The 21,000-nt window shown below is 67.2% G+C and carries 25 protein-coding genes and 1 tRNA gene; 14 read left to right on the top strand and 12 right to left on the bottom strand.

The genetic code is table 11. From position 1 onward, the window contains the following. The first annotated feature begins 1 nt into the window (after position 1). Positions 2 to 442 (top strand): molybdenum cofactor biosynthesis protein MoaE, encoded by a 441-nt coding sequence (locus CRO07_RS06410; RefSeq protein ID WP_097029865.1) that lies wholly within the window; start codon positions 2 to 4, stop codon positions 440 to 442. 77 nt (positions 443 to 519) lie between these two features. Here the strand turns inward: CRO07_RS06410 and CRO07_RS06405 are convergent, their stop codons facing one another. From CRO07_RS06405 to argB, 3 genes are read right to left on the bottom strand one after another with little or no spacing between them, the layout of a single operon-like run. Further along, positions 520 to 1,026 carry a SixA phosphatase family protein gene (locus CRO07_RS06405; RefSeq protein ID WP_097029864.1) on the bottom strand — a complete coding sequence of 169 codons (507 nt, stop codon included), beginning with the start codon at positions 1,024 to 1,026 and terminating at the stop codon, positions 520 to 522. Continuing rightward, positions 1,023 to 1,670 (bottom strand): ferredoxin, encoded by a 648-nt coding sequence (locus CRO07_RS06400; RefSeq protein WP_097029863.1) that lies wholly within the window; start codon positions 1,668 to 1,670, stop codon positions 1,023 to 1,025. The genes CRO07_RS06405 and CRO07_RS06400 overlap by 4 nt, the downstream gene beginning before the upstream one ends. Continuing rightward, positions 1,670 to 2,551 carry an acetylglutamate kinase gene (argB, locus tag CRO07_RS06395; protein WP_097029862.1) on the bottom strand — a complete coding sequence of 294 codons (882 nt, stop codon included), beginning with the start codon at positions 2,549 to 2,551 and terminating at the stop codon, positions 1,670 to 1,672. The genes CRO07_RS06400 and argB overlap by 1 nt, the downstream gene beginning before the upstream one ends. Positions 2,552 to 2,687: 136 nt before the next feature. Here argB and CRO07_RS06390 point away from each other — a divergent pair, with 136 nt between their 5' ends. Beyond that, on the top strand, positions 2,688 to 3,419 hold the full coding sequence (locus CRO07_RS06390; protein ID WP_097029861.1) for an SDR family NAD(P)-dependent oxidoreductase: 732 nt from the start codon (positions 2,688 to 2,690) through the stop codon (positions 3,417 to 3,419). Positions 3,420 to 3,425: 6 nt separating this feature from the next. Here CRO07_RS06390 and yihA read toward each other — a convergent pair whose 3' ends face one another. The 8 genes from yihA to rpmH all read right to left on the bottom strand — a co-directional run bounded on the left by yihA (position 3,426) and on the right by rpmH (position 10,126). After that, on the bottom strand, positions 3,426 to 4,079 hold the full coding sequence (gene yihA, locus CRO07_RS06385; protein ID WP_097029860.1) for a ribosome biogenesis GTP-binding protein YihA/YsxC: 654 nt from the start codon (positions 4,077 to 4,079) through the stop codon (positions 3,426 to 3,428). Next, positions 4,076 to 4,819, bottom strand: coding sequence for an MOSC domain-containing protein (locus CRO07_RS06380; RefSeq protein ID WP_097029859.1), 744 nt, complete (start codon positions 4,817 to 4,819; stop codon positions 4,076 to 4,078). Before CRO07_RS06380 ends, yihA begins: the two co-directional genes overlap by 4 nt. After that, on the bottom strand, positions 4,816 to 6,711 hold the full coding sequence (yidC, locus tag CRO07_RS06375) for a membrane protein insertase YidC (protein WP_097029858.1): 1,896 nt from the start codon (positions 6,709 to 6,711) through the stop codon (positions 4,816 to 4,818). Before yidC ends, CRO07_RS06380 begins: the two co-directional genes overlap by 4 nt. Positions 6,712 to 6,770: 59 nt before the next feature. Beyond that, a complete protein-coding gene (locus tag CRO07_RS06370) occupies positions 6,771 to 8,375 on the bottom strand; it encodes a putative bifunctional diguanylate cyclase/phosphodiesterase (protein ID WP_097029857.1) in 1,605 nt (534 codons plus the stop codon). Positions 8,376 to 8,444: 69 nt separating this feature from the next. After that, positions 8,445 to 9,308, bottom strand: coding sequence for a tRNA 2-thiocytidine(32) synthetase TtcA (gene ttcA / locus CRO07_RS06365; RefSeq protein WP_097029856.1), 864 nt, complete (start codon positions 9,306 to 9,308; stop codon positions 8,445 to 8,447). Between the two features lie 4 nt (positions 9,309 to 9,312). Further along, positions 9,313 to 9,567 carry a membrane protein insertion efficiency factor YidD gene (gene yidD / locus CRO07_RS06360; RefSeq protein ID WP_097029855.1) on the bottom strand — a complete coding sequence of 85 codons (255 nt, stop codon included), beginning with the start codon at positions 9,565 to 9,567 and terminating at the stop codon, positions 9,313 to 9,315. Next, positions 9,564 to 9,968, bottom strand: a complete 405-nt coding sequence (gene rnpA / locus CRO07_RS06355) for a ribonuclease P protein component (protein WP_097029854.1) — start codon at positions 9,966 to 9,968, stop codon at positions 9,564 to 9,566. Before rnpA ends, yidD begins: the two co-directional genes overlap by 4 nt. Positions 9,969 to 9,991: 23 nt before the next feature. Next, complete coding sequence (gene rpmH, locus CRO07_RS06350) at positions 9,992 to 10,126, bottom strand: 50S ribosomal protein L34 (RefSeq protein WP_002721419.1); 135 nt, start codon at positions 10,124 to 10,126, stop codon at positions 9,992 to 9,994. Between the two features lie 173 nt (positions 10,127 to 10,299). On the opposite strand from rpmH, the gene CRO07_RS06345 reads away from it, so the two are divergent. The 4 genes from CRO07_RS06345 (at position 10,300) to CRO07_RS06330 (ending at position 14,029) form a co-directional block, all read left to right on the top strand. Further along, a complete protein-coding gene (locus CRO07_RS06345) occupies positions 10,300 to 11,046 on the top strand; it encodes a TVP38/TMEM64 family protein (protein WP_097030081.1) in 747 nt (248 codons plus the stop codon). Then, positions 11,046 to 12,458 (top strand): dihydrolipoyl dehydrogenase family protein, encoded by a 1,413-nt coding sequence (locus tag CRO07_RS06340; protein WP_097029853.1) that lies wholly within the window; start codon positions 11,046 to 11,048, stop codon positions 12,456 to 12,458. The genes CRO07_RS06345 and CRO07_RS06340 overlap by 1 nt, the downstream gene beginning before the upstream one ends. Positions 12,459 to 12,487: 29 nt before the next feature. Further along, entirely contained in the window at positions 12,488 to 13,891 is a 1,404-nt protein-coding gene (locus CRO07_RS06335) for a sensor histidine kinase (RefSeq protein WP_097029852.1), read from the top strand. 61 nt (positions 13,892 to 13,952) lie between these two features. Beyond that, positions 13,953 to 14,029: transfer RNA gene (locus CRO07_RS06330), tRNA-Arg, on the top strand. An 8-nt stretch (positions 14,030 to 14,037) separates the two neighbouring features. Here CRO07_RS06330 and CRO07_RS06325 read toward each other — a convergent pair. Beyond that, on the bottom strand, positions 14,038 to 14,913 hold the full coding sequence (locus CRO07_RS06325; RefSeq protein ID WP_097029851.1) for a LysR family transcriptional regulator: 876 nt from the start codon (positions 14,911 to 14,913) through the stop codon (positions 14,038 to 14,040). A 245-nt stretch (positions 14,914 to 15,158) separates the two neighbouring features. On the opposite strand from CRO07_RS06325, the gene ffh reads away from it, so the two are divergent. The 8 genes from ffh to trmD all read left to right on the top strand — a co-directional run bounded on the left by ffh (position 15,159) and on the right by trmD (position 20,994). Next, positions 15,159 to 16,658: a signal recognition particle protein gene (gene ffh, locus CRO07_RS06320; RefSeq protein ID WP_097029850.1), complete on the top strand. Its 1,500-nt coding sequence runs from the start codon at positions 15,159 to 15,161 to the stop codon at positions 16,656 to 16,658. Between the two features lie 70 nt (positions 16,659 to 16,728). Continuing rightward, positions 16,729 to 17,265 (top strand): GNAT family N-acetyltransferase, encoded by a 537-nt coding sequence (locus CRO07_RS06315; protein ID WP_097029849.1) that lies wholly within the window; start codon positions 16,729 to 16,731, stop codon positions 17,263 to 17,265. A 20-nt stretch (positions 17,266 to 17,285) separates the two neighbouring features. Then, positions 17,286 to 17,810 carry a GNAT family N-acetyltransferase gene (locus tag CRO07_RS06310; protein WP_235840946.1) on the top strand — a complete coding sequence of 175 codons (525 nt, stop codon included), beginning with the start codon at positions 17,286 to 17,288 and terminating at the stop codon, positions 17,808 to 17,810. Further along, the gene (locus tag CRO07_RS06305; protein WP_097029847.1) at positions 17,807 to 18,130 is read left to right on the top strand and encodes a chorismate mutase; all 324 of its coding nucleotides are present in this window, start codon (positions 17,807 to 17,809) and stop codon (positions 18,128 to 18,130) included. Before CRO07_RS06310 ends, CRO07_RS06305 begins: the two co-directional genes overlap by 4 nt. Positions 18,131 to 18,185: 55 nt before the next feature. Continuing rightward, complete coding sequence (rpsP, locus tag CRO07_RS06300; protein ID WP_097029846.1) at positions 18,186 to 18,533, top strand: 30S ribosomal protein S16; 348 nt, start codon at positions 18,186 to 18,188, stop codon at positions 18,531 to 18,533. A gap of 52 nt (positions 18,534 to 18,585) precedes the next feature. After that, entirely contained in the window at positions 18,586 to 19,095 is a 510-nt protein-coding gene (rimM, locus tag CRO07_RS06295) for a ribosome maturation factor RimM (RefSeq protein WP_097029845.1), read from the top strand. Between the two features lie 190 nt (positions 19,096 to 19,285). Next, on the top strand, positions 19,286 to 20,038 hold the full coding sequence (locus CRO07_RS06290; RefSeq protein WP_235840945.1) for a hypothetical protein: 753 nt from the start codon (positions 19,286 to 19,288) through the stop codon (positions 20,036 to 20,038). 119 nt (positions 20,039 to 20,157) lie between these two features. Next, on the top strand, positions 20,158 to 20,994 hold the full coding sequence (gene trmD, locus CRO07_RS06285; protein ID WP_097029844.1) for a tRNA (guanosine(37)-N1)-methyltransferase TrmD: 837 nt from the start codon (positions 20,158 to 20,160) through the stop codon (positions 20,992 to 20,994). Positions 20,995 to 21,000 lie beyond the last annotated feature (6 nt).

Below are 21,000 nucleotides of genomic sequence, written 5' to 3'. Positions count from 1 at the left end.
CATGCGGATCGCGGTTCAGCCTGCCGCGTTCGATCCGTCCGCCGAGGCGGGCCTGTTCGCCGCCGGTGTGTCGGGCGCGGGCGCGCTGGTGACCTTCACCGGGCTTGTCCGCGACCTGTCGGGGCGGCTGTCCGCTATGGAGATCGAGCATTACCCCGGCATGACCGAGCGTGCGATCCGCGCCATTGCCGAAGAGGCCGCGGCGCGCTGGCAGTTGATCGACGTTCTGGTGATCCATCGCCACGGTCGGCTGGCCCCGGGCGAGCCGATCATGATGGTGGCCACCGCCGCCGCGCATCGCGCCGAGGCTTTTGCCGCCGCCGAGTTCCTGATGGATTATCTGAAGTCCCGTGCGCCGTTCTGGAAGAAGGAAGTCACGGCCGACGGTGCTGAATGGGTAGCGGCGAAGGACGAGGACGAAGCGGCGCTGTGGCGCTGGTAGCCTGCGTCGCACGGGGGGCTGTCTGCCCCCCGCACCCCCCGAGGATATTTGAGCCAGAATGAACCAGGTGGCGGGGGTCAGACCACCAGTTCGCGCGGCACGATGAAATCGGCGGGTTCGGCCATGCCATAGCCGACGTCGGCCCAGGCGATCTCGCCAAGATCGGCGACGAGGGTCGCGCCGGTCGGGTATTTCTGGAACTCGGCGCTGAGCGGGGGGTGTTTCACCAGCCGGTGGGCAAATTCGGCGATGCCGGGGTTGTGGCCGAGGATGCAGACCGTGTCGGCGGTGGCGTGGCGCAGCACCGCAAGCATCACATCTGCGCCGGCGTGGTAAAGGGCCGGTTTCAGCGTGGGTTCGGGTGCATCGGGCAGGAAAGGTGCGATGCCGTCCCATGTCGCCCGGGTGCGCAATGCGTTCGAGCAGAGGATTTCTTGCGGGACATAGCCGCGCGAGGCCAGCCATTGGCCGAGGTCGCGGGCGGCGCCCTCGCCGCGGGCATTCAGCGGGCGGTCGTGGTCTGGGGTCAGCGGGTCGTCCCAGGCCGACTTCGCATGGCGAATCAGGATCAGGCGCTTGGTCATCGGTGGAACTGCCTCATATGGTAGGCGGAATGGGTCTCTATCCTTGCATGGCCCTGCGAGCGGGGGCAAGCGCGTCGAACCGCGCAGCCCCGCGACAGGCAGTCGGTGCCTGCTGAGGTGTCCAGAAAAGCGTGGCAGGCGGGGACGTCATAGCCGTTTGCGGTCAGGGCACCTGCGGGGCAGGCGGTGCGGCAGGGCTGCGTGCCGCAGTTGGCGCAGGGTGAGGGGGTGGGCGGCGGCAGATCGATCACCATCGGCAGGGCAAGCGCGCCGCGGCACGAGAAGAACAGGCCCGACTCGTCATGGACAAGCAGTCGCACCGGCGAGGCAAAGGCGCGGCCCGTCCGTTCAGCCCAGCGATAGAACGGCCACCACGGCGGGCCGCCGAAGGGAAACAGCGCCTGCGTGCCGGTTTCGGCTGCAAGCGCCCCGATCACGCGTGCCGACCAGCGGTCCATTGGATCGGGGGCCCCGTCCTGCCATTCGGGTTGGGTGGTGAAATGGGCCCAGAAGCCCGGCTCTTTCGGGCCGAGGAGCAGTAGGGCCTGTGTCCCTTCGGGCAGACCGTCAGACGGTATGGCCTGGGTCCCGCCCATGATCGTCAGCGCGTGCCGGGCGGCCCGCGCCTCGATGTCGGCAAGCATCAGGGTCGTCCGCGCGGTTTCACCCGCGGTTCGGTCGAGCGGATCAGCGTGCCGGCGCCTTCGTCGGTGAACAGCTCGATCAGGCAGGCGTTCGGGATGCGGCCATCAAGGATCACCACTGCGCGCACCCCGGCCTCCAGTGCTGCCAGCGCGGTTTCGGTCTTGGGGATCATCCCGCCCGAGATCGTGCCAGACTCTGTCATTGCACGCACGTCGTCCGGGGTGATCTGGCTGAGCACCTGCCCCGATCCGTCCTTCACCCCCGAGACGTCCGTCAGCAAAAGTAGCCGGTCGGCCTGAAGGGCGCCGGCGATGGCGCCTGCGGCCGTGTCGCCATTGACGTTGAAGGTCTCGTTTTCGGCCATGCCGGTCGCCACGGGGGCCACCACCGGGATGATCCCGGCGCCGTAAAGGTCGCGCAGCACCTGCACGTTCATCTCGACCGGCTTGCCCACGAAACCGAGTTCCGGATCGTCAGCCACGCAGACCATCAGATCGTCGTCCTTGCCCGAGATCCCCACTGCCCGGCCGCCCTGATCGTTGATCGCCTGCACGATGCGCTTGTTCACGAGGCCCGACAGCACCATCTCGACCACTTCGACCGTGGCCTTGTCGGTCACGCGCTTGCCGCGCACGAATTCGGACTTGATGCCCAGCTTGCCCAGCAGATCGTTGATCATCGGCCCGCCGCCATGCACCACGACGGGGTTCACCCCCACCTGCCGCATCAGCACGATGTCGCGGGCGAACTCGGCCATCGCGGCCTCGTTGCCCATGGCGTTGCCGCCGAATTTCACCACCACGACCGCACCGGCGTAGCGCTGAAGATAGGGCAGGGCCTCGGACAGGGTCCGGGCGGTGGCGATCGGGTCTCGCGTCATGTGGATGCCTCATCGTCAGGCGGTTGGCGGGGATCGGTTCCTCTGGTAGCGCCTTTGCTGCGGGCTGCCAAGGCGCGGTGCCTTGCAAATCGGTGGCGGAGACATAGCTTCGCCGCAGGGACAAAAGGGGCGAATGATGCGCGAACAGAAGACGATGGTGCTGACCGGGGCCAGCCGGGGGATCGGGCACGCCACGGTCAAACGGTTCTCGCGCGAGGGGTGGCGGGTGCTGACCTGTTCGCGGCAGGCGTTCGATGCGCGCTGCCCCTGGCCGCGGGGCGAAGAGGACCATATCCAGCTGGATCTGGCTGACCCGGCCATGACCATCGCCGCCATCGAGACGATCAAGGAAAGGATCGACGGCAAGCTGCATGCGCTGGTGAACAATGCCGGCATCTCGCCCAAGGGGCCGAACGGTGAGCGGCTGAATACCATCGACACCGATCTGCGGACCTGGGGGCAGGTGTTCCATGTGAATTTCTTTGCCCCCGTGGTGTTGGCGCGCGGGCTTCAGGCGGAACTGCGGGCGGGCAAGGGATCGATCGTCAATGTCACCTCGATCGCGGGCAGCCGGGTGCATCCCTTTGCCGGCGCGGCCTACGCCACGTCCAAGGCGGCTCTTGCGGCGCTGACGCGAGAGATGGCGCATGATTTCGGCCCGCTTGGGGTGCGGGTGAACGCCATCGCGCCCGGCGAGGTCGAGACCTCGATCCTGTCGCCGGGCACGGACAAGATCGTCGAGCAGTTGCCGCTGCGCCGTCTGGGTCAGCCGAAAGAGGTGGCGGATGCGATCTGGTTCCTGTGTTCGGACCAGTCGAGCTATATTTCGGGCACCGAGATCGAGATCAACGGTGCCCAGCACGTCTGACGCGGCTCAGGTCAGCGTCGCCACGATGCTGCGCAGGGTTTCGATCCCGTCACCCTTTTCCGAGCTGGTCATCACCAGTTCGGGATAGGCGGCGGGGTGGCGGGCCAGCACGCCGCGGACCTGCGCCGCCGCGGCCTCGCGCTCGGCCAGGCTGACCTTGTCGGCCTTGGTCATCACCACCTGAAAGGTCACGGCGGAACGGTCGAGAAGGGTCATGATCTCTTCATCGACCGGCTTGGCGCCGTGGCGGGTATCGATCAGCACAAAGGCCCGGCGCAGGGTCTGGCGCCCGGCCAGATAGCTTTTCAACAGCCGCTGCCAGCGTTCGACCACCGGCTTTGGCGCCTCGGCAAAGCCATAGCCCGGCAGGTCGACCAGATAGCGGGTGTCGCCCAGGGCGAAATAGTTGATCTCTTGCGTCCGGCCGGGGGTGTTCGAGGCCCGCGCCAGCGCCTTTCGCCCGGTCAGCGCATTGATCAGGCTTGATTTTCCAACATTCGAGCGGCCGGCGAAACAGACCTCGACCCGGTCGGCAGGGGGCAGCGCCTGCATCGTGGTCACGCCCTTCACGAAGGTGACGGGGCCGCAGAACAGCAGCCGCCCCGCTTCGCGGGCGAGCGGTTCGGGTTCCGGCGCGAGGGGGAAGGGAAGCTGGCTCACAGATGCACCTCGTCTTGCAAAGAGACCGTGCCGCCATGGGTCACGGTGGCGTAAAGGCCGAAGTCACGGTGCCCGAAGGCGGTTTCCAACGCGCCCAGCGTGTCGGCGTCGATCACGCCGGTCGCCGGATCGGCCATGGTGGCGCAGCAGCGGGTGATCCGTTCCTCGATCCGCAGACGGGCGCGGCCGATGCTGATTTCGCGGCCGATCAGGTCGAATTCGGACCACGGCTGCCAGCCATCGATCCACAGATTGCCGCGCCAGCGATGGATGGACAGCGGGCGCCCCATCCGTTCCGACAGGTCGCGCAGGCTGGACAGCGACAGGATTGCGACCGAGGGAAAGGCGCTGTCGGTCATTCCACGCCCCGCGCTGACGATCCGCGCCGGCTGGGCACGCTCGGCCGGAACCAGCGGCCGCAGCCAATCAAGGAACGGTTGCAGGTCTTCCGGCGCATCCGGGCGAAAGGTAATCGGCTCACGGTCGGGGTGGTGCAGCGTCACCACGCCTGTGGCTTCATCCAGCCGGGCGGTGATCGCCATCAGCGCCGGCGCCTTCGCGCCGCGCACGAAATTGGGGCAGGGCGACCAGCCGTCGCCCAGCTTTGCCGCGTCATGCGCCACTGCCCAGTGTCGGTCCCACGGCAGACAGGCCCCCGCCGAAAGCAGAACGGACGCGAGTTCCTCGCGTCCGTGGGCCTTGATCGGGTGCCGGCAGATCTGGCCGAGCCATGCTGTCATGGTTTGCGCTTCTTCTCAGGCGGCCGGCTATCGTTCGCGGCCTTGGTCTTCGCATCGGCCGGCTTGCGCTTGAAGCTGGCGCGAATGTTCCCGAACAGGTCAGGATGGTGGCCGTGACTGCGCATGATCACATATTGCTGGCTGAAGGTGATCAGGTTGTTCACGATCCAGTACAGCACCAGACCCGAGGCGAAGCTGCCCAGCATGAACATGAACACCCAGGGCAGCCAGGCGAAGATCATTGCCTGCGCCGGATCGGTGGGTGCCGGGTTCAGCTTTTGCTGAAGCCACATCGAAATACCCAGCAGGATCGGCAGAACCCCGATGAAGATCAGCGCCAGCGTCGAGCCCGGCATCGGCGCAGCCCAGGGGGCAAGGCCGAAGAAGTTGTAAAGCGACGACGGATCGGGGGCCGAAAGGTCGGTCAGCCAGCCGAAGAAGGGCGCGTGACGCAGCTCGATCGTGACGAAGATGACCTTGTAGAGCGAGAAGAAGATCGGGATCTGCAACAGGATCGGCAGGCAGCCCGCAGCCGGGTTGACCTTCTTTTCCTTGTAGAGGCGCATCATTTCGCGCTGCATCATCATCTTGTCGTCGCCGGCGCGCTCGCGCAGCGCCTCAAGCTCGGGCTGCAACTCTTTCATGCGCGCCATCGAGACATAGGACTTGTACGACAGCGGCAGAACCAGCGCCTTGAGCACGACGGTCAGCGCGATGATCGCAAGACCCATGTTGCCGATCACATGGTTGAGCCAGTGCAGAACGGCGAAGATCGGCTTCGTCAGGAAGAAGAACCAGCCCCAGTCGATCGAGTCGATAAAGCCCGGAATCGGTTGCCGCGTAGCGTCCTGCTCGATCCCGAACAGAAGGCCCGTCAGGAACGAGGGTTCGTTCTGGTAGCGGGTGATCGTCTCCCATTCCTTGGCGCCGGCAAAAAGACGCGAGGTGACCTCGGCCGTGGTGCCGGGTTCGACGGTCACCACCGGGTTGCGGGTCTCGGTCTGGAAGATGTCGGCGCCGGGGACGTATTTCGTGACGCTGGTGAAGGGCTTGCCCTGCTCCGGGATCAGCGTCGTCATCCAGTATTTGTCGGTGAATCCAATCCAGCCGTCCTGGGTGGCCTCGACCACCTCGGCTTGCGCGCCCTCGCGCGCGACCTGGGGCAGTTCGGCGACATCGTCATAGTCGGTTTCGGTCAGGGTGCCATTGGCGCGGCCGACGACCCCTTCGTGAAGGACAAAGAAATTCTGTAGGTTCAGCGGCTTGCCGTGCCTGGCGACGATCCCGTAGGGCGCCAGCCGGACCGGAGCGCCGGTGCGGTTCTCGACCGTCTGATCGATGGTGAAAAGGTAGTGGTCATCAACCGAGATGCGCCGCTTGAACACAAGCCCGCGGCCATTGTCCCACTGAAGCACCACCGGCTGCCCGACACCCAGCGTGCTGCCCTCGATGGGGGTCCATTGCGTATTGGCGCCGGGGACATCTGCGTAATCCAGATCGCCGGCCGGTGCCCAGCCGTAAAGGGCGTAATAGGCGTTGGGTTTGCCCACCGGCGACAGCAGGCGCACGATCTCCGAGTCGGCGGCGATCGTCTCGCGATAGGACTTCAGCGACAGGTCGTCGATCCGCCCGCCCAGCATCGAGATCGAGCCCTGAAGCCGGGGGGTGTCGATAAGGACGCGCGGCGTCTCGGGCAGTTCCGCGTCCGGCGGCTCCGCGGCCATGGCGGCGTCGGGCGTTGCCGAGGGCGCGACCGCGGCCTCTTGCATCGCCACCGCCGGCGTCGTGCCATCCGTCACCTCTTCGGGCGGCGGAAACAGCAGGAACCAGACCACGATCACGAGAAAGCTGAGTCCGGTCGCCAGGATGAGATTCTTGTTCTGATCGTCCATGAAAGACACGCGGTTCCTGTTCAGAGGTGCGGCCGTTCAACAGAAGGGGGCTGCAAAGGTCAAGCGGTTTTCCCCCCGCCGACGGTGGATGGGGCGCTTTGCCCGCCCGCCCGCGCCAGGATCGCAGGCGGTTTTTCCGCCACCTGCATCTTCGCCCGCGTCGGGCCGGAACCGCAGCGGCCCTGCCCGATCAGCCATTCGCCGGTTGCCGCGAATGGCATCGGATGCGCGATAGCATAGCCTTGCAGGTGTCCACAGCCAAGCCGGCCGAGCATTTCCTGTTCTGCCGCGGTTTCGACGCCCTCTGCAAGGGTCTCAAGCCCCAGTTGCCCGGCCATGGAAATGATGGCGGCAAGCATGGTCTGCTGGTCGCGGTCGGTGTCGACATGGGTCACGAAGCTGCGGTCGATCTTCAATCGGCGCAACGCGAAACGCCGGATTGTGGTAATCGAGGCGTGGCCGGTGCCGAAATCGTCAAGGTCGATCCGGCAGCCGAGCGCGGCCAGACCTGCGATGTTGTGAACGACGACATCGCTTGCCCCGCCGGCGACTACGGTTTCGAGGATCTCGACCGACAACCGGTCCGGCGCCAGTTCGAATCGGTCGAGTTCCCATTTCATCCGATCCACGAGGCGGGGGTTGCGCAACTCGGAAACCGAAAAGTTCACGGCGACACTCGGCACATGGAACCCGGCCCGGTCCCAGTTTCGAAGGGCGGTCAGGGCCTGATACAGCATCACTTCGCCCAGTCGCTCGGCCAGCCCCGCCTCTTCGATGGCGGGAAGGAAATCGGCGGGTGGCGTAAGCCCGTGCGCGGGGTGCTGCCAGCGGGCCAGCGCCTCGAACCCGCTGACCTGGCCGGTGTCCAGGCGGATCTGCGGCTGGAACCAGGCTTCGATCTGGCCGCTGTCCAGGGCCGTCTCAAGCTGTTCGCGATAGGCGTCTCGGTCGGCCCGTTTCCGCGCCATGTCCGGCGAAAAGGCGCGGATTGCGCCGGGGCCGTTGCGGGCGGCCTCGTCCGCGGCCACCTGCGCCGCGTCGAGCAGTGCCCGCCCATTCGGTGCGGGCGCCCGCGCGGCAAGGCAGAACCCGACCGAGCAGCTGACATAAAGCCTTAGCCCGTCGAGGCTGATGGGCGTGGCCACGGCGGCCTGAAGCCGGGCGGCAAGTTGCACCATCGCCTCAAGATCCAGGCGCCGCACCGGGTAGAGGGCGATGGCAAAGCCGCCGCCTTCCAGCCGTGCCACGATGTCGCCTTCACGCAGGACGGCGCAGATCCGCTCGGCGCTGCGGCTTAGCACCTCGGTCTGGGCGGCGCGGCCGTGGCGATCCAGCAGTTTGTCCATCTCGTCGAACTGAAGCACAAGGCACCCTGTTGTCCGGCTGGCGGTCGGGTCGGCGAAAATCGCGTCCAGCGCCGAAATCGCCTGTATCCGCAGGGCGAGTCCGTCGCGCGGGCCGATCAGCGGTGGCGTGCGATCCCCAAACGCGCCGGCCGCGGCATAGGCCAGCGGAAGGCCCAGGGCGACCAGCAGAAGCTGCATTTCGCCGCCCAGCCAATAGGCCAGCAGCGTCAGCGCGGGCAGGAAGGCCAGAACCTCGGGGCGGCGCAGATGGCCGCGCAGCCGGGCCATGCCCGTCAACGAACCGCTTCGATCCCGCATCGCCACATCCTTCTGCCGCCTGTGGGGCTTGCCCCGGTCGGACATTAGGCGGCGATTCTCAGTGCGCGGTTAATCCGCAGCCAAAAATCGCAGAGGATTTTCACGGCTTTCGCCCGTTCGCAGGCCGGCGAAATCGAACAGACCGGTGTCCAGAAGATGCGATGGCCGCGTGTTCATCAGCGCGCGGAACATCACCTGCCGGCGGCCGGGGCTGCGCGCTTCCCATCCGTCTAGGATCTGCTTGACCTGCTGGCGTTGAAGCCCCTCTTGCGAGCCGCAGAGATCGCAGGGGATGATCGGATAATTCATTGCTCGCGCGAACTTTTCGCAGTCTGCTTCGGCCACGAAGGCCAGCGGGCGGCAAACGAACAGGTCGCCGTCCTCATTCACCAGCCGGGGCGGCATGGTCGCCAGCCGGCCGCCGTGAAACAGGTTCATGAAGAAGGTTTCCAGAATGTCGTCGCGGTGATGGCCCAGCACCACGGCCGAGCAGCCCTCCTCGCGCGCGATGCGGTAAAGATTGCCCCGCCGCAGCCGCGAGCAGAGCGAGCAGTAGGTGCGCCCCTGCGGGATCTTGTCCATCACGACCGAATAGGTGTCCTGATACTCGATCCGGTGCGGCACACCCATCCGGTTGAGAAATTCCGGCAGCACGGTGGCGGGGAAACCCGGCTGGCCCTGATCGAGGTTGCAGGCCAGCAGATCCACCGGCAGAAGCCCGCGCCACTTCAATTCATGCAGCACGGCCAGCAGGGTGTAGCTGTCCTTGCCGCCCGAAAGGCAAACGAGCCAGCGCGCCCCGCGCTCGACCATGCCATAGGTCTCGATCGCCTCGCGCACTTCGCGGACGATGCGCTTTCTAAGTTTGCGAAATTCCGTCGTCTGCGGCGCGCCGGAAAGCAGGGGGTGGATCTCGGTCTCGTCGTCCAGCATCGGCTTACCTTCCGCAGTGTCTGTCATGCTCGGGGTCGGCACCCGGAACGGGATCATAGCCCGATCCGCCCCACGGGTTGCAGCAAAGCACCCGGCGCGCGGCCAGCCAACTGCCCTTCAGCGCGCCGTGACGGTCCAGCGCCTCCAGCGCATAGGCCGAGCATGTCGGTTGATAGCGGCACCCATGGCCCACCCACGGGCTGAGCAGCAGCCGGTAAGCGCGGACCGGCAGCGCGACCAGCCGGGCAAGCGGGGTCATGGCCGATCGCCGTGGATCTGTGCCAACGCGCGGCGCAGGTCGGCCAGCATCGTGGCAAAGGGCCGCTCGGCCGTGGCACCGGGGCGGCCGACCAGCACATAATCCCAGCCGGGGCGTCCCTCGAAGGCCAGAACTTCGCGCGCCAAAGCCCGCAGCCGGCGCTTTGCCCGGTTGCGAAGCACCGCATTGCCGACCTTCTTCGAGCAGGTGAAGCCGACGCGGATCACGCCCTCGGCCTCGCGCTGGCGGGCCTGAAGCAGAAATCCGCCGGTGCCCTGCCGCCGCGCTTGCGACGCGCGCAGAAAGTCCGCGCGCTTTTGCAGTGTCACAAGCGAAGAAACCGCCGGAAGCACGGCGGTTGTGGCATTTCTGCCCTTCCCCCCGGCCTCCGGCGGCGTCATGTCACTGAAGCCTTGCGCGACGCTTATGCCGACAGCTTCTTGCGGCCCTTGGCGCGACGGGCGTTCAGCACGAGGCGGCCGCCCTTGGTGGCCATACGCGCGCGGAAGCCGTGGCGACGTGCGCGGACCAGGTTCGACGGTTGAAAAGTGCGCTTCATCGCGGATCTCCTAGGTATGCAGCCGGAACCCCCGCGGATTCGCAGGCCACGTTCCTTTGAAGCCCGGCTGTTACTGTCATCCGGCAGCCAAGTCAATTCGTCCGCCTGAAGAAATTCGCCGCTGCGGCCAAGGGGTGGCGCGCGGGATCTGGCGGGGGGCGGCGCTTGTCGTCATGCTGCGCGCCCGACCTGAAAGGAGCCTTTGCGTGACCCAGCCCGCCCCTTCGGCTTTTGGCCGACTTCCGATCCTTATCCTTCTTGGCGCGGCCGTTCTGGGGGCCATCCTGCTGCGGGACTGGCTGAGCTTCGAGGCGCTGGCCGAGAATCGGGCCGCGCTGCTGGCGTTTCGCGATGCCAATTACGGCGCGGCGGTGGCGGTGTTTGTGGCGGCCTATGCCGCCATCGTTGCCTTCAGCCTGCCGGGGGCGCTGCTTTGCACGCTGACGGGGGGCTTTCTGTTCGGGCTGTTTCCGGGGGCGCTTTACAATGTCGCGGCCGCCTCGACCGGGGCGGTGGTGCTGTTTCTGGCGGCGCGGGCGGGGTTCGGCGCCCGCTTTGCCGCGCGGATGGAATCGCAGGGCGGCGCGGTGGCGCGGCTTCAGGCCGGGCTGCGTGACAACGAATGGTCGGTGCTGTTCCTGATGCGGCTGGTGCCGGTGGTGCCGTTCTTCGTGGCGAATCTGATCCCGGCGTTCCTGAACGTGCCGCTGCATCGCTTTGCGGTTTCGACCGCGCTGGGCATCCTGCCGGGGGCGCTGGTCTATACCTCGGTCGGGACCGGGCTGGGCGAGATTCTGGCCCGCGGCGAGGCGCCCGATGTGGGGGTGATCTTCACCGCGCCGGTTCTTCTTCCGCTGCTGGGGCTTGCCGCGCTGTCGGCGCTGCCTATCGTCCTGAAATTCTGGCGCAGGGGGCGGTGATGGAGCGGATCAGGGCGGACATCTGTGTGATCGGGGCGGGCTCTGGCGGGCTGTCGGTCGCGGCGGGGGCGGCGCAGATGGGCGCGCGGGTCGTGCTGGTCGAGGGCGCAGAGATGGGCGGCGATTGTCTGAACGCCGGCTGCGTGCCGTCAAAGGCGCTGCTGGCAGCGGCGAAGGCGGCGCAGGCGATGCGCGGCGGCGCGGCCTTCGGTATCCGGCCGGCCGAACCCGAGATCGACTTCGCCGCGGTCAAGGATCACGTCGCCCGCACCATCGCCGCCATTGCCCCCCATGACAGTCAGGAACGCTTCGAATCGCTGGGCGTGCGGGTGCTGCGCGACTGGGGGCGTTTCGTCTCGGCCGGTGAGCTTCAGGCCGGGGACCGGCTGATCCGGGCGCGGCGCTTCGTGATTGCCACCGGCTCGCGGCCTGCGTTGCCGGACATTCCTGGGTTGGCCTCGGCCAACCCCCTGACGAACGAGACGATTTTCGCGCTTCGTGAAAAGCCGTCGCATCTGGTGGTGATCGGGGCAGGCCCGGTCGGGATCGAAATGGCGCAGGCGCATCGACGGCTTGGCTGCCGGGTGACGGTGATCGCGGGCGCCCGCGCGCTGCCGAAGGACGATCCCGAACTGGTCGCGATCCTGCTGGCCCGCCTGCGCGGCGAAGGTGTCGAGATCGTCGAAGGCGCGCGCGCCGAATCGGTCGAGACCCGGCCCGGCGGGGTTGCGGTTCTGGCCGGCGGGCGGTGGATTGAAGGGTCGCATCTGCTGGTGGCGGCCGGGCGGGTGCCGGCGCTGGATCGGCTGGACCCTGACCGCGCCGGGATCGCGGTGACGGCGCGTGGCGTGACGGTCGGCCCGGATCTGCGCAGCACCAACCGGCGCGTCTATGCGGTGGGCGATGCGGCGGGGGGGATGCAGTTCACCCATCTGGCCGGGCATCACGCCTCGGTGGTGATCCGCGCGATGCTGTTCGGTCTGCCCTCGCGCGTGTCCGACATCATTCCGCGCGTCACCTATACCGACCCGGAACTGGCCCATGTCGGCCTGACCGAGGCCGAGGCCCGCGCCCGGCACGGCGACCGGCTGACGGTGATCCGACAGCCCTTCGCCGGCAACGACCGCGCCATGGCCGAGGCGCGGACCGAGGGGCTCTTGAAGCTGATGGTGGCCGGCGGGCGCCCGGTCGGCGTGTCGATCGTGGGCGACCGCGCGGGCGAGTTGATCGGGCTTTGGGCGCTGGCGCTGGCGGGCCGGGTGAAGCTGTCCACCGTGGCGGGGCTGGTTCTGCCCTATCCCACGCTGTCCGAGACCGCAAAACGCGCCGCCGGAGCCTGTTTTTCCCCGCGGCTCTTTGGTAATCCCTTGGTGAAGGGTGTGGTGCGGCTGGTGCAGCGCGCGCTTCCCTGACGGCCGGTGACAGGCAGAAAGGCAAGACGGTGCGGCGGTTCCTGAACACGCTGTCGGGGCGGTTCCTGCTGGTGACGCTGGCCTTCGTTCTGCTGGCCGAGGCGCTGATCCTTGCCCCCTCGATCGCCCGCTACCGCGAGACCTATCTGAACCTGCGGCTGGAAAAGGCGCAGATCGCCTCGCTGGCGCTGTTGGCGTCGGATGACGAGATCACCGCAGATCTGGAAGCCGAACTGCTGGCCAATGCCGGCGTGTTCAACGTGGTGCTGCGACGGGACGAGGTGCGCCAACTGGTGCTGTCCTCGCCGATCCCGCTGCCGGTGGAACAGACCTACGACCTACGCTTCAGCGGCCCGCTGGGCAGCGTCCACGATGCGATGATGGATCTGCTTCAGCCGCAAAGCCGGGTGATCCGCGTGATCGGAGAGCCGGTTCAGGCCGGCGGTTCGCTGATCGAGGTGACGCTGGAAACCGGCCCCATGCGGCGCGAGATGCTGGAATATGGCGCGCGGGTGCTGCTGGTCTCGGCGGCGTTTTCGGCGCTGACGGCGCTTTTGCTGTTCTTTGCGGTCTGGCGGCTGCTGTTGCGGCCTATCCGGCGGGTGGTGGCGCATATGACCGCCTATGCCGAAGCCCCCGAGGATGCGCGCCGGGTGATCGCGCCCACCGCCAGCGTGCGCGAACTGCGCGAGGCCGAAGATGCGCTTCAGATGATGCAGACGCAACTGATCGGCGCGCTGCGGCAGAAGGAACGGCTGGCACAGTTGGGCGGCGCGGTGGCCAAGATCAGCCACGACCTGCGCAACATCCTGACCACGGCGCAGCTTTTCGCCGACCGGCTGGGCGGATCGGCCGATCCGGCGGTGGCGCGGGCGGCGCCGAAGCTGGTCGGCTCGATCCGGCGGGCGATCTCGCTTTGCGAATCGACGCTGACCTTTGGCCGCGCCGAGGAGCCGCCGCCGCAACTGGCCCGCCTGCCGCTGCGCCCGCTGATCGAGGAAGTGGCCGAGGCCGAATCGCTCGGCGGCGCCGGCCCCGTCGCCTGCCTGATCGACGTGGCGCCGGGCATGGTGATTCGCGCCGATGGCGAGCAGCTTTACCGCGTGCTGGGAAATCTTGTGCGCAACGCGCGGCAGGCGATCGAGGCGACCGGCCAGCCCGGCACGATCGAACTCTCTGCCGGCGAGGGCGAAGAGGAATGGTGGATCAAGGTCGGCGACACCGGCCCGGGCCTGCCGCCCAAGGCGCGCGAGCATCTGTTCACCGCCTTTCAGGGCGGCACGCGCAAGGGCGGGTCCGGTCTCGGGCTGGCGATCTCGGCTGAGCTGGTGCGCGGCCATGGTGGTCGGCTTGACCTGCTGCGCACGGATGCCGAGGGCACCGAGTTCATCATCCGTCTGCCCAAGGGCGGGGGCCTGTTGGAGGCGATGTGAAGAAAATGCCCGAATGGCCCTTGCATTGCCCCGCGCCCCCCGTTACATCGCCCCTCACAGCGCACCCGTAGCTCAGCTGGATAGAGCATCAGACTACGAATCTGAGGGTCGGGCGTTCGAATCGCTCCGGGTGCGCCAGTTTCCTTTCAGATCTCCCGCCAGTCGCGGGCCGCCTCTTTCAGGTGGCCAAGGAAGCTTTGCACCTTCAGCGTGCGGTGCAGATCGACATGGGTCACCAGCCAGATCGGGGCCTCCCATTCCTCGCGCGGGGGCATGATCTCGATCAGGTCGGCGCCGGCCGATATCACCGGCAGGAAGCCCAGCCCCGCGCCGGCGCGCACCGCGTCTTCCAGTGCGGCGGCTTCGGTCGCGCGAAAGCAGATCCTTTCGGCGGGCACATGATCACGCAGCCAGCGGTGGTGCGGCGCCCGGGGCACGTCGGCGCTGATGAAGCGGTGGGCGGCGAAGTCTTCGGGGCCGCGCGGCAGGCCGTGGGCCGCGGCATAGCCGGGTGATGCGTAAAGCGCGTGCCGCATCCGGACCAGCGGCTGCACCACATTGTCGGGTTCTTCGGGCATTGCGCCGGCACGGATCGCGACATGGGCCTCGCCGTAATCCAGCCGGAACACCCGCATGTCGGTCAGGAAACGCACCAGAAGGCCCGGGTGTTTCGCCTGAAACGACGCCAGAACCGGCGTCAGAAGCGCCGAAAACCCCGCCAGCGAGGTCACGACCAGTTCGCCCGCGACCGTCTCGCCCTGACCCTTGATGCGGCTGGCAAGCTGGCTGAACTGCTCGTCGGTGGTCTGGGCGACCAAGAGAAGATCGCGCCCGGCCTCGGTGGGGGTGTAGCCGCGGGCATGGCGCTGGAACAGTCGCACCCCCAGCCGCTTTTCCAGCGCGTCGATATGGCGGATCACGGTGGCGTGGTGCACGCCCAGCATCTCGGCCGCGCCCGAGACGGTGCCAAGTCGGGCAACCTGAAACGCGGTGCGGATCTCGTCCCAGTTCTCGAAACTCATGGCGGCTCCCTGTCGATATCGCCAGCCTAGCGGCAAATCCCGGCGCGGCAACCGGCTGCAAGACTTGACTCGGAAGGGGCAAGGGCGTATCGCCGCCCAGATTCCGGAGATCCGTTGGAGCCTCCGGTCCCGGCCGCGAGCAGGGATCGCCACCCATCAGCGCAGTGCGCCCATGGGTGACGTTGTGATTTGCGTCGTCCCGTCCTAGGTCGGGGCAGAGTTCAACAGGTCGGGGGAAGACCGCGATGTTCGAAAGTCTGTCCGAACGCCTTGGTGGCGTGTTCGAGCGCCTCACCAAGCAGGGCGCGCTGACCGAGGATGACGTGGCGACCGCGCTGCGCGAAGTGCGCGTGGCGCTGCTCGAGGCGGACGTCTCGCTGCCCGTGGCGCGCGATTTCGTCAAAAGGGTGCAGGAAAAGGCCACCGGGCAGGGCGTCACTAAATCGGTGACGCCGGGCCAGCAGGTGGTGAAGATCGTCCACGACGAGCTGGTGGCCGTGCTGCGTGGCGATGGCCCGGCGGATGCGCTGAAGATCGACAACCCGCCGGCGACGATCCTGATGGTCGGCCTTCAGGGTTCGGGCAAGACCACTACGACGGCGAAACTGGCCAGGCGGCTGGCGGAAAAGCAGGGCAAGCGGGTGCTGATGGCCTCGCTCGACACCAACCGCCCGGCCGCGATGGAGCAGTTGCAGATCCTTGGTGTGCAGATCGGCGTGGATACGCTGCCGATCGTCAAGGGCGAAAGCGCGGTGCAGATCGCCAAGCGCGCCAAGACCCAGGCCGCGATGGGCGGCTATGATGTCGTGATGCTGGACACCGCCGGCCGTCTGCATATCGACGAAGTGCTGATGGACGAGGTTCAGGCCGTCCGCGACATCGCCCAGCCGCGCGAGACGCTGCTGGTGGTCGATGGTCTGACCGGGCAGGACGCGGTGAATGTCGCGGCCGAGTTCGACGGCAAGGTGGGCATCACCGGCGTCGTTCTGACCCGGATGGACGGCGACGGCCGTGGCGGTGCGGCGCTTTCCATGCGCGCGGTCACCGGCAAGCCGATCCGATTCGTCGGTCTGGGCGAGAAGATGGACGCCATCGAGACGTTCGAGCCCGAGCGGATCGCCGGCCGTATCCTTGGCATGGGCGACATCGTGGCCCTTGTCGAGAAGGCGCAAGAGACCTTCGAGGCCGAGCAGGCCGCGCGCATGATGAAGCGGTTCCAGAAGGGCCTCTTCAACATGAACGATCTGAAGATGCAGCTTGAGCAGATGATGAAGCTGGGCGGCGTGCAGGGCATGATGGGCATGATGCCCGGCATGGGCAAGATGCAGAAGGCGGCCGAGGAAGCGGGCTTCGACGACAAGTTCATCCGTCGTCAGGTCGCGCTGATCAACTCGATGACCAAAAAGGAACGGGCCAACCCGGATCTGCTTCAGGCCAGCCGCAAGAAGCGCATTGCCGCCGGCGCCGGGCTTGAGGTGCAAGAGCTGAACCGCCTGCTGAAGCAGCACCGCCAGATGGCGGACATGATGAAGAAGATGGGCAAGGGCGGCATGATGAAACAGGCCCTGAAGCAGATGATGGGCAAGGGCGGTGCGCCCGACATGTCCAACATCAGCCCGGAAGAAATGCAAGCCGCCGCCTCGGCGATGAAGGGGCGGCTGCCTGCCGGCATGGGTGGGCTTCCGGGGATGCCGGGCGGAATGCGGCTGCCGCCGGGCCTTGCCGGTCTTGGGAAGAAGAAATGACCGCTTGCGCCCCTTATCGGTTCGCGCCTCCTGCGATTTCGCGGGCGGTTGCGGCTGCGCGGGGGATGTGATGGCGCTGCCCTTTGCTGTCCCGGTGCTGACGACGGAACGCCTTGTGCTGCGAGAGCCGCGCGAAAGCGACCTGCCGGCGATGATCGCCTTTGGTGACAGCGACCGCACCCGCTTTATCGGTGGTCGGCAGGACCGGGTCGGGACATGGCGGATCTTTCTGGCCGGCATCGGCCACTGGGCGCTGCGCGGCTATGGCATGTGGTCGGTTGAAACCCGCGAGGGCGCGCTGGTTGGCCGCGTTGGCGTCATCAACCACATCGGCTGGCCGGAACCGGAACTGGGCTGGCATCTCTATGCCGGCTTCGAGGGCAAGGGCTACGCCTATGAGGCCGCGCTTGCCGCGCGCGATCATGCGCAGACGGTGCTGGGCATGGGGCCGCTGATCACCATGATCGACGCCGACAACCAGCGCAGCCTGTCTCTGGCCAGGCGGCTGGGCGCCACGCTGGAACGGGTGCTGCAAGAGGGCGGTCGCCTGATCCACATCTATCGCCACCCGTCCGAGGATGACGGCGGGATCGAGGCCTACGCATGACCCGGCCGTGGTCCCATCCGATGACACGGGGCTGCGCGATGCAGGCTTCGGGCGTGGCGGGCGCCGTGCCCGAGATCACGACCGTGCGGCTGCGGTTGCGGGCGCCGCGGCTGGACGATTTCGACGCTTATGCCGAAATCGCGGGGGCGTGTTTTGGCGGGCCTGTGGATCGCGACGCGGCGTGGGACGACTTTTGCCGCATGACCGCGATCTGGATGCTGCGCGGCCACGGCCTCTGGTCGGTCGAGCGTCAGGCCGAGGTGCTTGGCTTTGTGCAGATCGGGATGGCGCCGGGCGTCCCCGGCCCCGACCTTGGCTGCATCTTCACCGCCGAGGCCGAAGGGCAGGGCTTCGCACAAGAGGCCGCCGAGGCCGCCCGCGCCCATGCCTTTGCCGTGCTGGGCCTGCCGTGCCTTGTGTCCTGCATCGCGCCCGACGATTTCCGCGCCCGCCGGCTGGCTGAACGGCTTGGCGCGCGGCCCGAAACCGGCACGCCGGGCGGCGTGCTTGTCTACCGCCACCCCGTGCCGGAGGTATCCGTATGAGTTCCCGTCCGTCCCCCGAGCAGCCGGGCGACGCCACCGCCCGCGCGCAGGCCGTTCTGCGCGAACATCGTGACAGCATCGACCGGCTGGATGCCATTCTGGTCTACACGCTGGCCGAGCGGTTCAAGCAGACCCAGGCGGTGGGTCGGCTGAAGGCCGAACACGATCTTCCGGCATCCGATCCGGTGCGCGAGGCCCGCCAGATCGAACGGCTGGAATGGCTGTCGAAAGAGGCCGACCTTGACCCCGAATTTGCCAAGAAATTCCTGACCTTCATCATCTCGGAAGTCATCAGGCACCACGAAAAGCTTCAGAAATGACAGCTTTGGAAATCACCGGGCGCTGCCCGGCCCACGCCATAACAGGAGAACACCCATGGCTATGAAAATCCGTCTCGCCCGTGGCGGCTCGAAAAAGCGCCCGCACTACTCGATCGTCGCCTCCGACAGCCGGATGCCGCGCGACGGCCGCTTCCTTGAAAAGCTGGGCACCTACAACCCGCTGCTGGCCAAGGACAGCGAAGACCGCATCAAGATGAACGTCGAGCGCGTGCAATACTGGCTTGCTCAGGGCGCCCAGCCGACCGACCGCGTGGCGCGGTTCCTGGAAGCCGCCGGGCTGAAGGAAAAGACCGTGCGCAATAACCCCAAGGCCGCCGTGCCGGGCAAGCGCATGGCCGAACTGGCCAAGAAAAAGGCCGAGCGCGCCGCCGCTGCCGAATGATCCCTTTGGGCGGCCCCCTTGCGGGCCGCCCTTTTTCCCAAAGGCGGCGATCATGCCCACGTCCGACAGAATCTGCGTAGGCGCCATCGCCGGGTCGTTCGGCGTCAAGGGCGAGGTGCGCCTGAAATCCTTCTGTGCCGAACCCTCCGACATCGCGTCTTATGGCACGCTGGTCTCGGAAGACGGCAGCCGCAGCTTTCGCGTCACCCTGACCCGTCCGGTCGCGGGTGGCCTTGGGGCGCGCCTGTCCGGCGTTGCCACCAAGGAAGAGGCCGATGCCCTGCGCGGCGTGGGGCTTTATGCCGACCGCGCACGTCTGCCCTCTTTGGGCGATGACGAATATTATCATGCCGACCTGATCGGGCTTGAGGTGCGCGATACCGGCGGCGCCTTGCTGGGGCGGGTTCATGCCGTGCACAACCACGGCGCGGGCGACATTCTGGAAATCACCGGCCCCGCGCTGCGCGAGGCGCTTTTGCTGCCCTTCACCCGCGCCATCGTGCCGACGGTCGATCTGTCCGCGGGCCGTATTGTGGCCGATCTTCCGCAAGAGCTCGACTGACGTCCACGAAAGGTGCCGGTTGCGCCGCGGACCTGCCACGTCTTCACCATTTTTGCACGAATAGCCTGTAGCCAGGTTCGCAGAAGGTGACACATGACACACGCATCCAGATCCCGACTGTCGACGGCCTTGACGGCACTGCTTTATCTCGGTCCGCTCCTGTCCGGGGGGGCTTGGTCATCCTGCGGCCGTGGTGCCGCTGTTCGCCGCGATCTTCATCCTGTGGGCCGTGGCGATGCAGCCGGCACCCTGGCCCCGGGGGCGGGCGGGCTGGCTTCATGCCGATCGGCTGGGTGGTCTGGCTGGAACGGTGTTCGCGCAGGCGTTTCTGGTCGTGGGCTGCTTTGCTGTCGGGTGTGGAATCGGTGCCTTCCTGCCGGCGACGCCCGATCTGCCGGTGACAGGGCCGCTGGTGCTGTCGCTGGCTGCGCTGGTGCTGGCGCGGCTGGCGGTGGACCCGCACGGGCTGGCCATGATCGTCGATCACCGCCCCGCGTCACCCACGCAGGCTGCGGGCACCTTCGATCATCGTCGCGCCGACCGGCTGGTGGCGCCGTTCTTCGATCTGCCGGACTCCACCTGCGATCTGGCGCTGCTGGAGCGGCTGACCGATCTTGCCCCGCACCTGACCTGCGCCGCGCTTCTGGACGCGCTGGCCCGCCGGATCGAGGCCGAGGTTCGTCCCTGCCATGCCGCGCGCCGGGCGCTGATCCTTCAGGCCACCGCGCCCGCGACGGCCGACACCTGCATCGGCCGGCGCGAACCTGTCCGCGCGCTGCGAATCGCGGGGCAGGACCGGGCGCTGCTGCGCCTTCTGGCTCTGCGCCTGGGCCGCTTGCAGACCGAGCGGCCGCTGCTGCGCACCGACTGCCCCAGCGTCGACGATCTGCGCGCCGCCTTTCCCGGCCGGGCCATTCCGCAGATGATGCGGCGGGCGGCCTGACATGCTGCGGCCACATGCGGGATGCATCGGCAACGCTGGCAACGTGGGAATGATGACGCGCGCCGCCTGATGCGCTGCGGCCCTTGCCGCCGGGGCGGGTTTCGCCCATACCCCGGCGCATGAGCGACAGTTCCGACGCCCCCAAATCCCACGGTCGGCTTTCGATCCGGCCCTCTCTTCAGCCACGAGAGTTGATGGGCCCGCCCGTGCTGCGTGGCGCGTGGCGTGCCAAGGTCATCACTCTGTTCCCCGAGGCATTCCCCGGCACGCTGGGCCTGTCGCTGACCGGCCGTGCGCTGGACATGGGGCTTTGGGCGCTTGAGACGATCGATCTGCGCCCCTTCGGTGAGGGCAAACACCGCAACGTGGACGACAATCCGGCGGGCGGCGGTGCGGGCATGGTGCTGCGTGCCGACATTGTGGCCAAGGCGCTGGATGCGGCGGCGGTCGATACTCCGATCGAACGGGCGCGCTGGCCGGTGGTTTACCTGTCGCCACGGGGCAGGCCCTTCAGTCAGGCCATGGCGCGCGACTGGGCTGGCGCCGAGGGGCTGACCCTGCTTTGCGGCCGGTTCGAGGGCGTGGACCAGCGGGTGCTGGACGAATATGCCGTCGATGAGGTCAGTTTGGGCGATTTCGTTCTGACCGGCGGAGAGATCGCGGCGCAGGCCTTGATCGATGCGACGGTGCGGCTTATACCCCGCGTGCTCGGGAATCATGCGTCCACCGAAGAGGAATCCTTTTCGGAGGGGCTTCTTGAATTTCCGCAGTATACACGGCCGACCGTCTGGCAGGGCCGCGCGATTCCCGATGTTCTTCTGTCGGGCCATCACGCGAACATTTCCCGCTGGCGGAAGTCCGAGGCCGAAAGGCTGACGAAGGAACGCAGGCCTGATCTCTGGCGGGCATATCGTGCGGCGCACGGTCTGGACCCGGAAGAAGACCAAGAGCTCTAGGGCGGC

The organism is Cereibacter ovatus (assembly GCF_900207575.1).
GTDB classification, from domain to species: domain Bacteria; phylum Pseudomonadota; class Alphaproteobacteria; order Rhodobacterales; family Rhodobacteraceae; genus Cereibacter_A; species Cereibacter_A ovatus.
Note: the sequence above shows the minus strand (reverse complement) of the source record. Positions and strands in the feature narration are given on the sequence as shown.

Coding starts and splice junctions, on each gene's coding strand:
- CRO07_RS06410 (WP_097029865.1), top strand. CDS start 2: ATGCGGATCGCGGTTCAGCCTGCCGCGTTCGATCCGTCCGCCGAGGCG.
- CRO07_RS06405 (WP_097029864.1), bottom strand. CDS start 1,026: ATGACCAAGCGCCTGATCCTGATTCGCCATGCGAAGTCGGCCTGGGAC.
- CRO07_RS06400 (WP_097029863.1), bottom strand. CDS start 1,670: ATGCTTGCCGACATCGAGGCGCGGGCCGCCCGGCACGCGCTGACGATC.
- argB (WP_097029862.1), bottom strand. CDS start 2,551: ATGACGCGAGACCCGATCGCCACCGCCCGGACCCTGTCCGAGGCCCTG.
- CRO07_RS06390 (WP_097029861.1), top strand. CDS start 2,688: ATGCGCGAACAGAAGACGATGGTGCTGACCGGGGCCAGCCGGGGGATC.
- CRO07_RS06380 (WP_097029859.1), bottom strand. CDS start 4,819: ATGACAGCATGGCTCGGCCAGATCTGCCGGCACCCGATCAAGGCCCAC.
- yidC (WP_097029858.1), bottom strand. CDS start 6,711: ATGGACGATCAGAACAAGAATCTCATCCTGGCGACCGGACTCAGCTTT.
- CRO07_RS06370 (WP_097029857.1), bottom strand. CDS start 8,375: ATGCGGGATCGAAGCGGTTCGTTGACGGGCATGGCCCGGCTGCGCGGC.
- ttcA (WP_097029856.1), bottom strand. CDS start 9,308: ATGCTGGACGACGAGACCGAGATCCACCCCCTGCTTTCCGGCGCGCCG.
- yidD (WP_097029855.1), bottom strand. CDS start 9,567: ATGACCCCGCTTGCCCGGCTGGTCGCGCTGCCGGTCCGCGCTTACCGG.
- rnpA (WP_097029854.1), bottom strand. CDS start 9,968: ATGACGCCGCCGGAGGCCGGGGGGAAGGGCAGAAATGCCACAACCGCC.
- rpmH (WP_002721419.1), bottom strand. CDS start 10,126: ATGAAGCGCACTTTTCAACCGTCGAACCTGGTCCGCGCACGTCGCCAC.
- CRO07_RS06345 (WP_097030081.1), top strand. CDS start 10,300: ATGCTGCGCGCCCGACCTGAAAGGAGCCTTTGCGTGACCCAGCCCGCC.
- CRO07_RS06340 (WP_097029853.1), top strand. CDS start 11,046: ATGGAGCGGATCAGGGCGGACATCTGTGTGATCGGGGCGGGCTCTGGC.
- CRO07_RS06325 (WP_097029851.1), bottom strand. CDS start 14,913: ATGAGTTTCGAGAACTGGGACGAGATCCGCACCGCGTTTCAGGTTGCC.
- ffh (WP_097029850.1), top strand. CDS start 15,159: ATGTTCGAAAGTCTGTCCGAACGCCTTGGTGGCGTGTTCGAGCGCCTC.
- CRO07_RS06315 (WP_097029849.1), top strand. CDS start 16,729: ATGGCGCTGCCCTTTGCTGTCCCGGTGCTGACGACGGAACGCCTTGTG.
- CRO07_RS06310 (WP_235840946.1), top strand. CDS start 17,286: ATGACACGGGGCTGCGCGATGCAGGCTTCGGGCGTGGCGGGCGCCGTG.
- CRO07_RS06305 (WP_097029847.1), top strand. CDS start 17,807: ATGAGTTCCCGTCCGTCCCCCGAGCAGCCGGGCGACGCCACCGCCCGC.
- rpsP (WP_097029846.1), top strand. CDS start 18,186: ATGGCTATGAAAATCCGTCTCGCCCGTGGCGGCTCGAAAAAGCGCCCG.
- rimM (WP_097029845.1), top strand. CDS start 18,586: ATGCCCACGTCCGACAGAATCTGCGTAGGCGCCATCGCCGGGTCGTTC.
- trmD (WP_097029844.1), top strand. CDS start 20,158: ATGAGCGACAGTTCCGACGCCCCCAAATCCCACGGTCGGCTTTCGATC.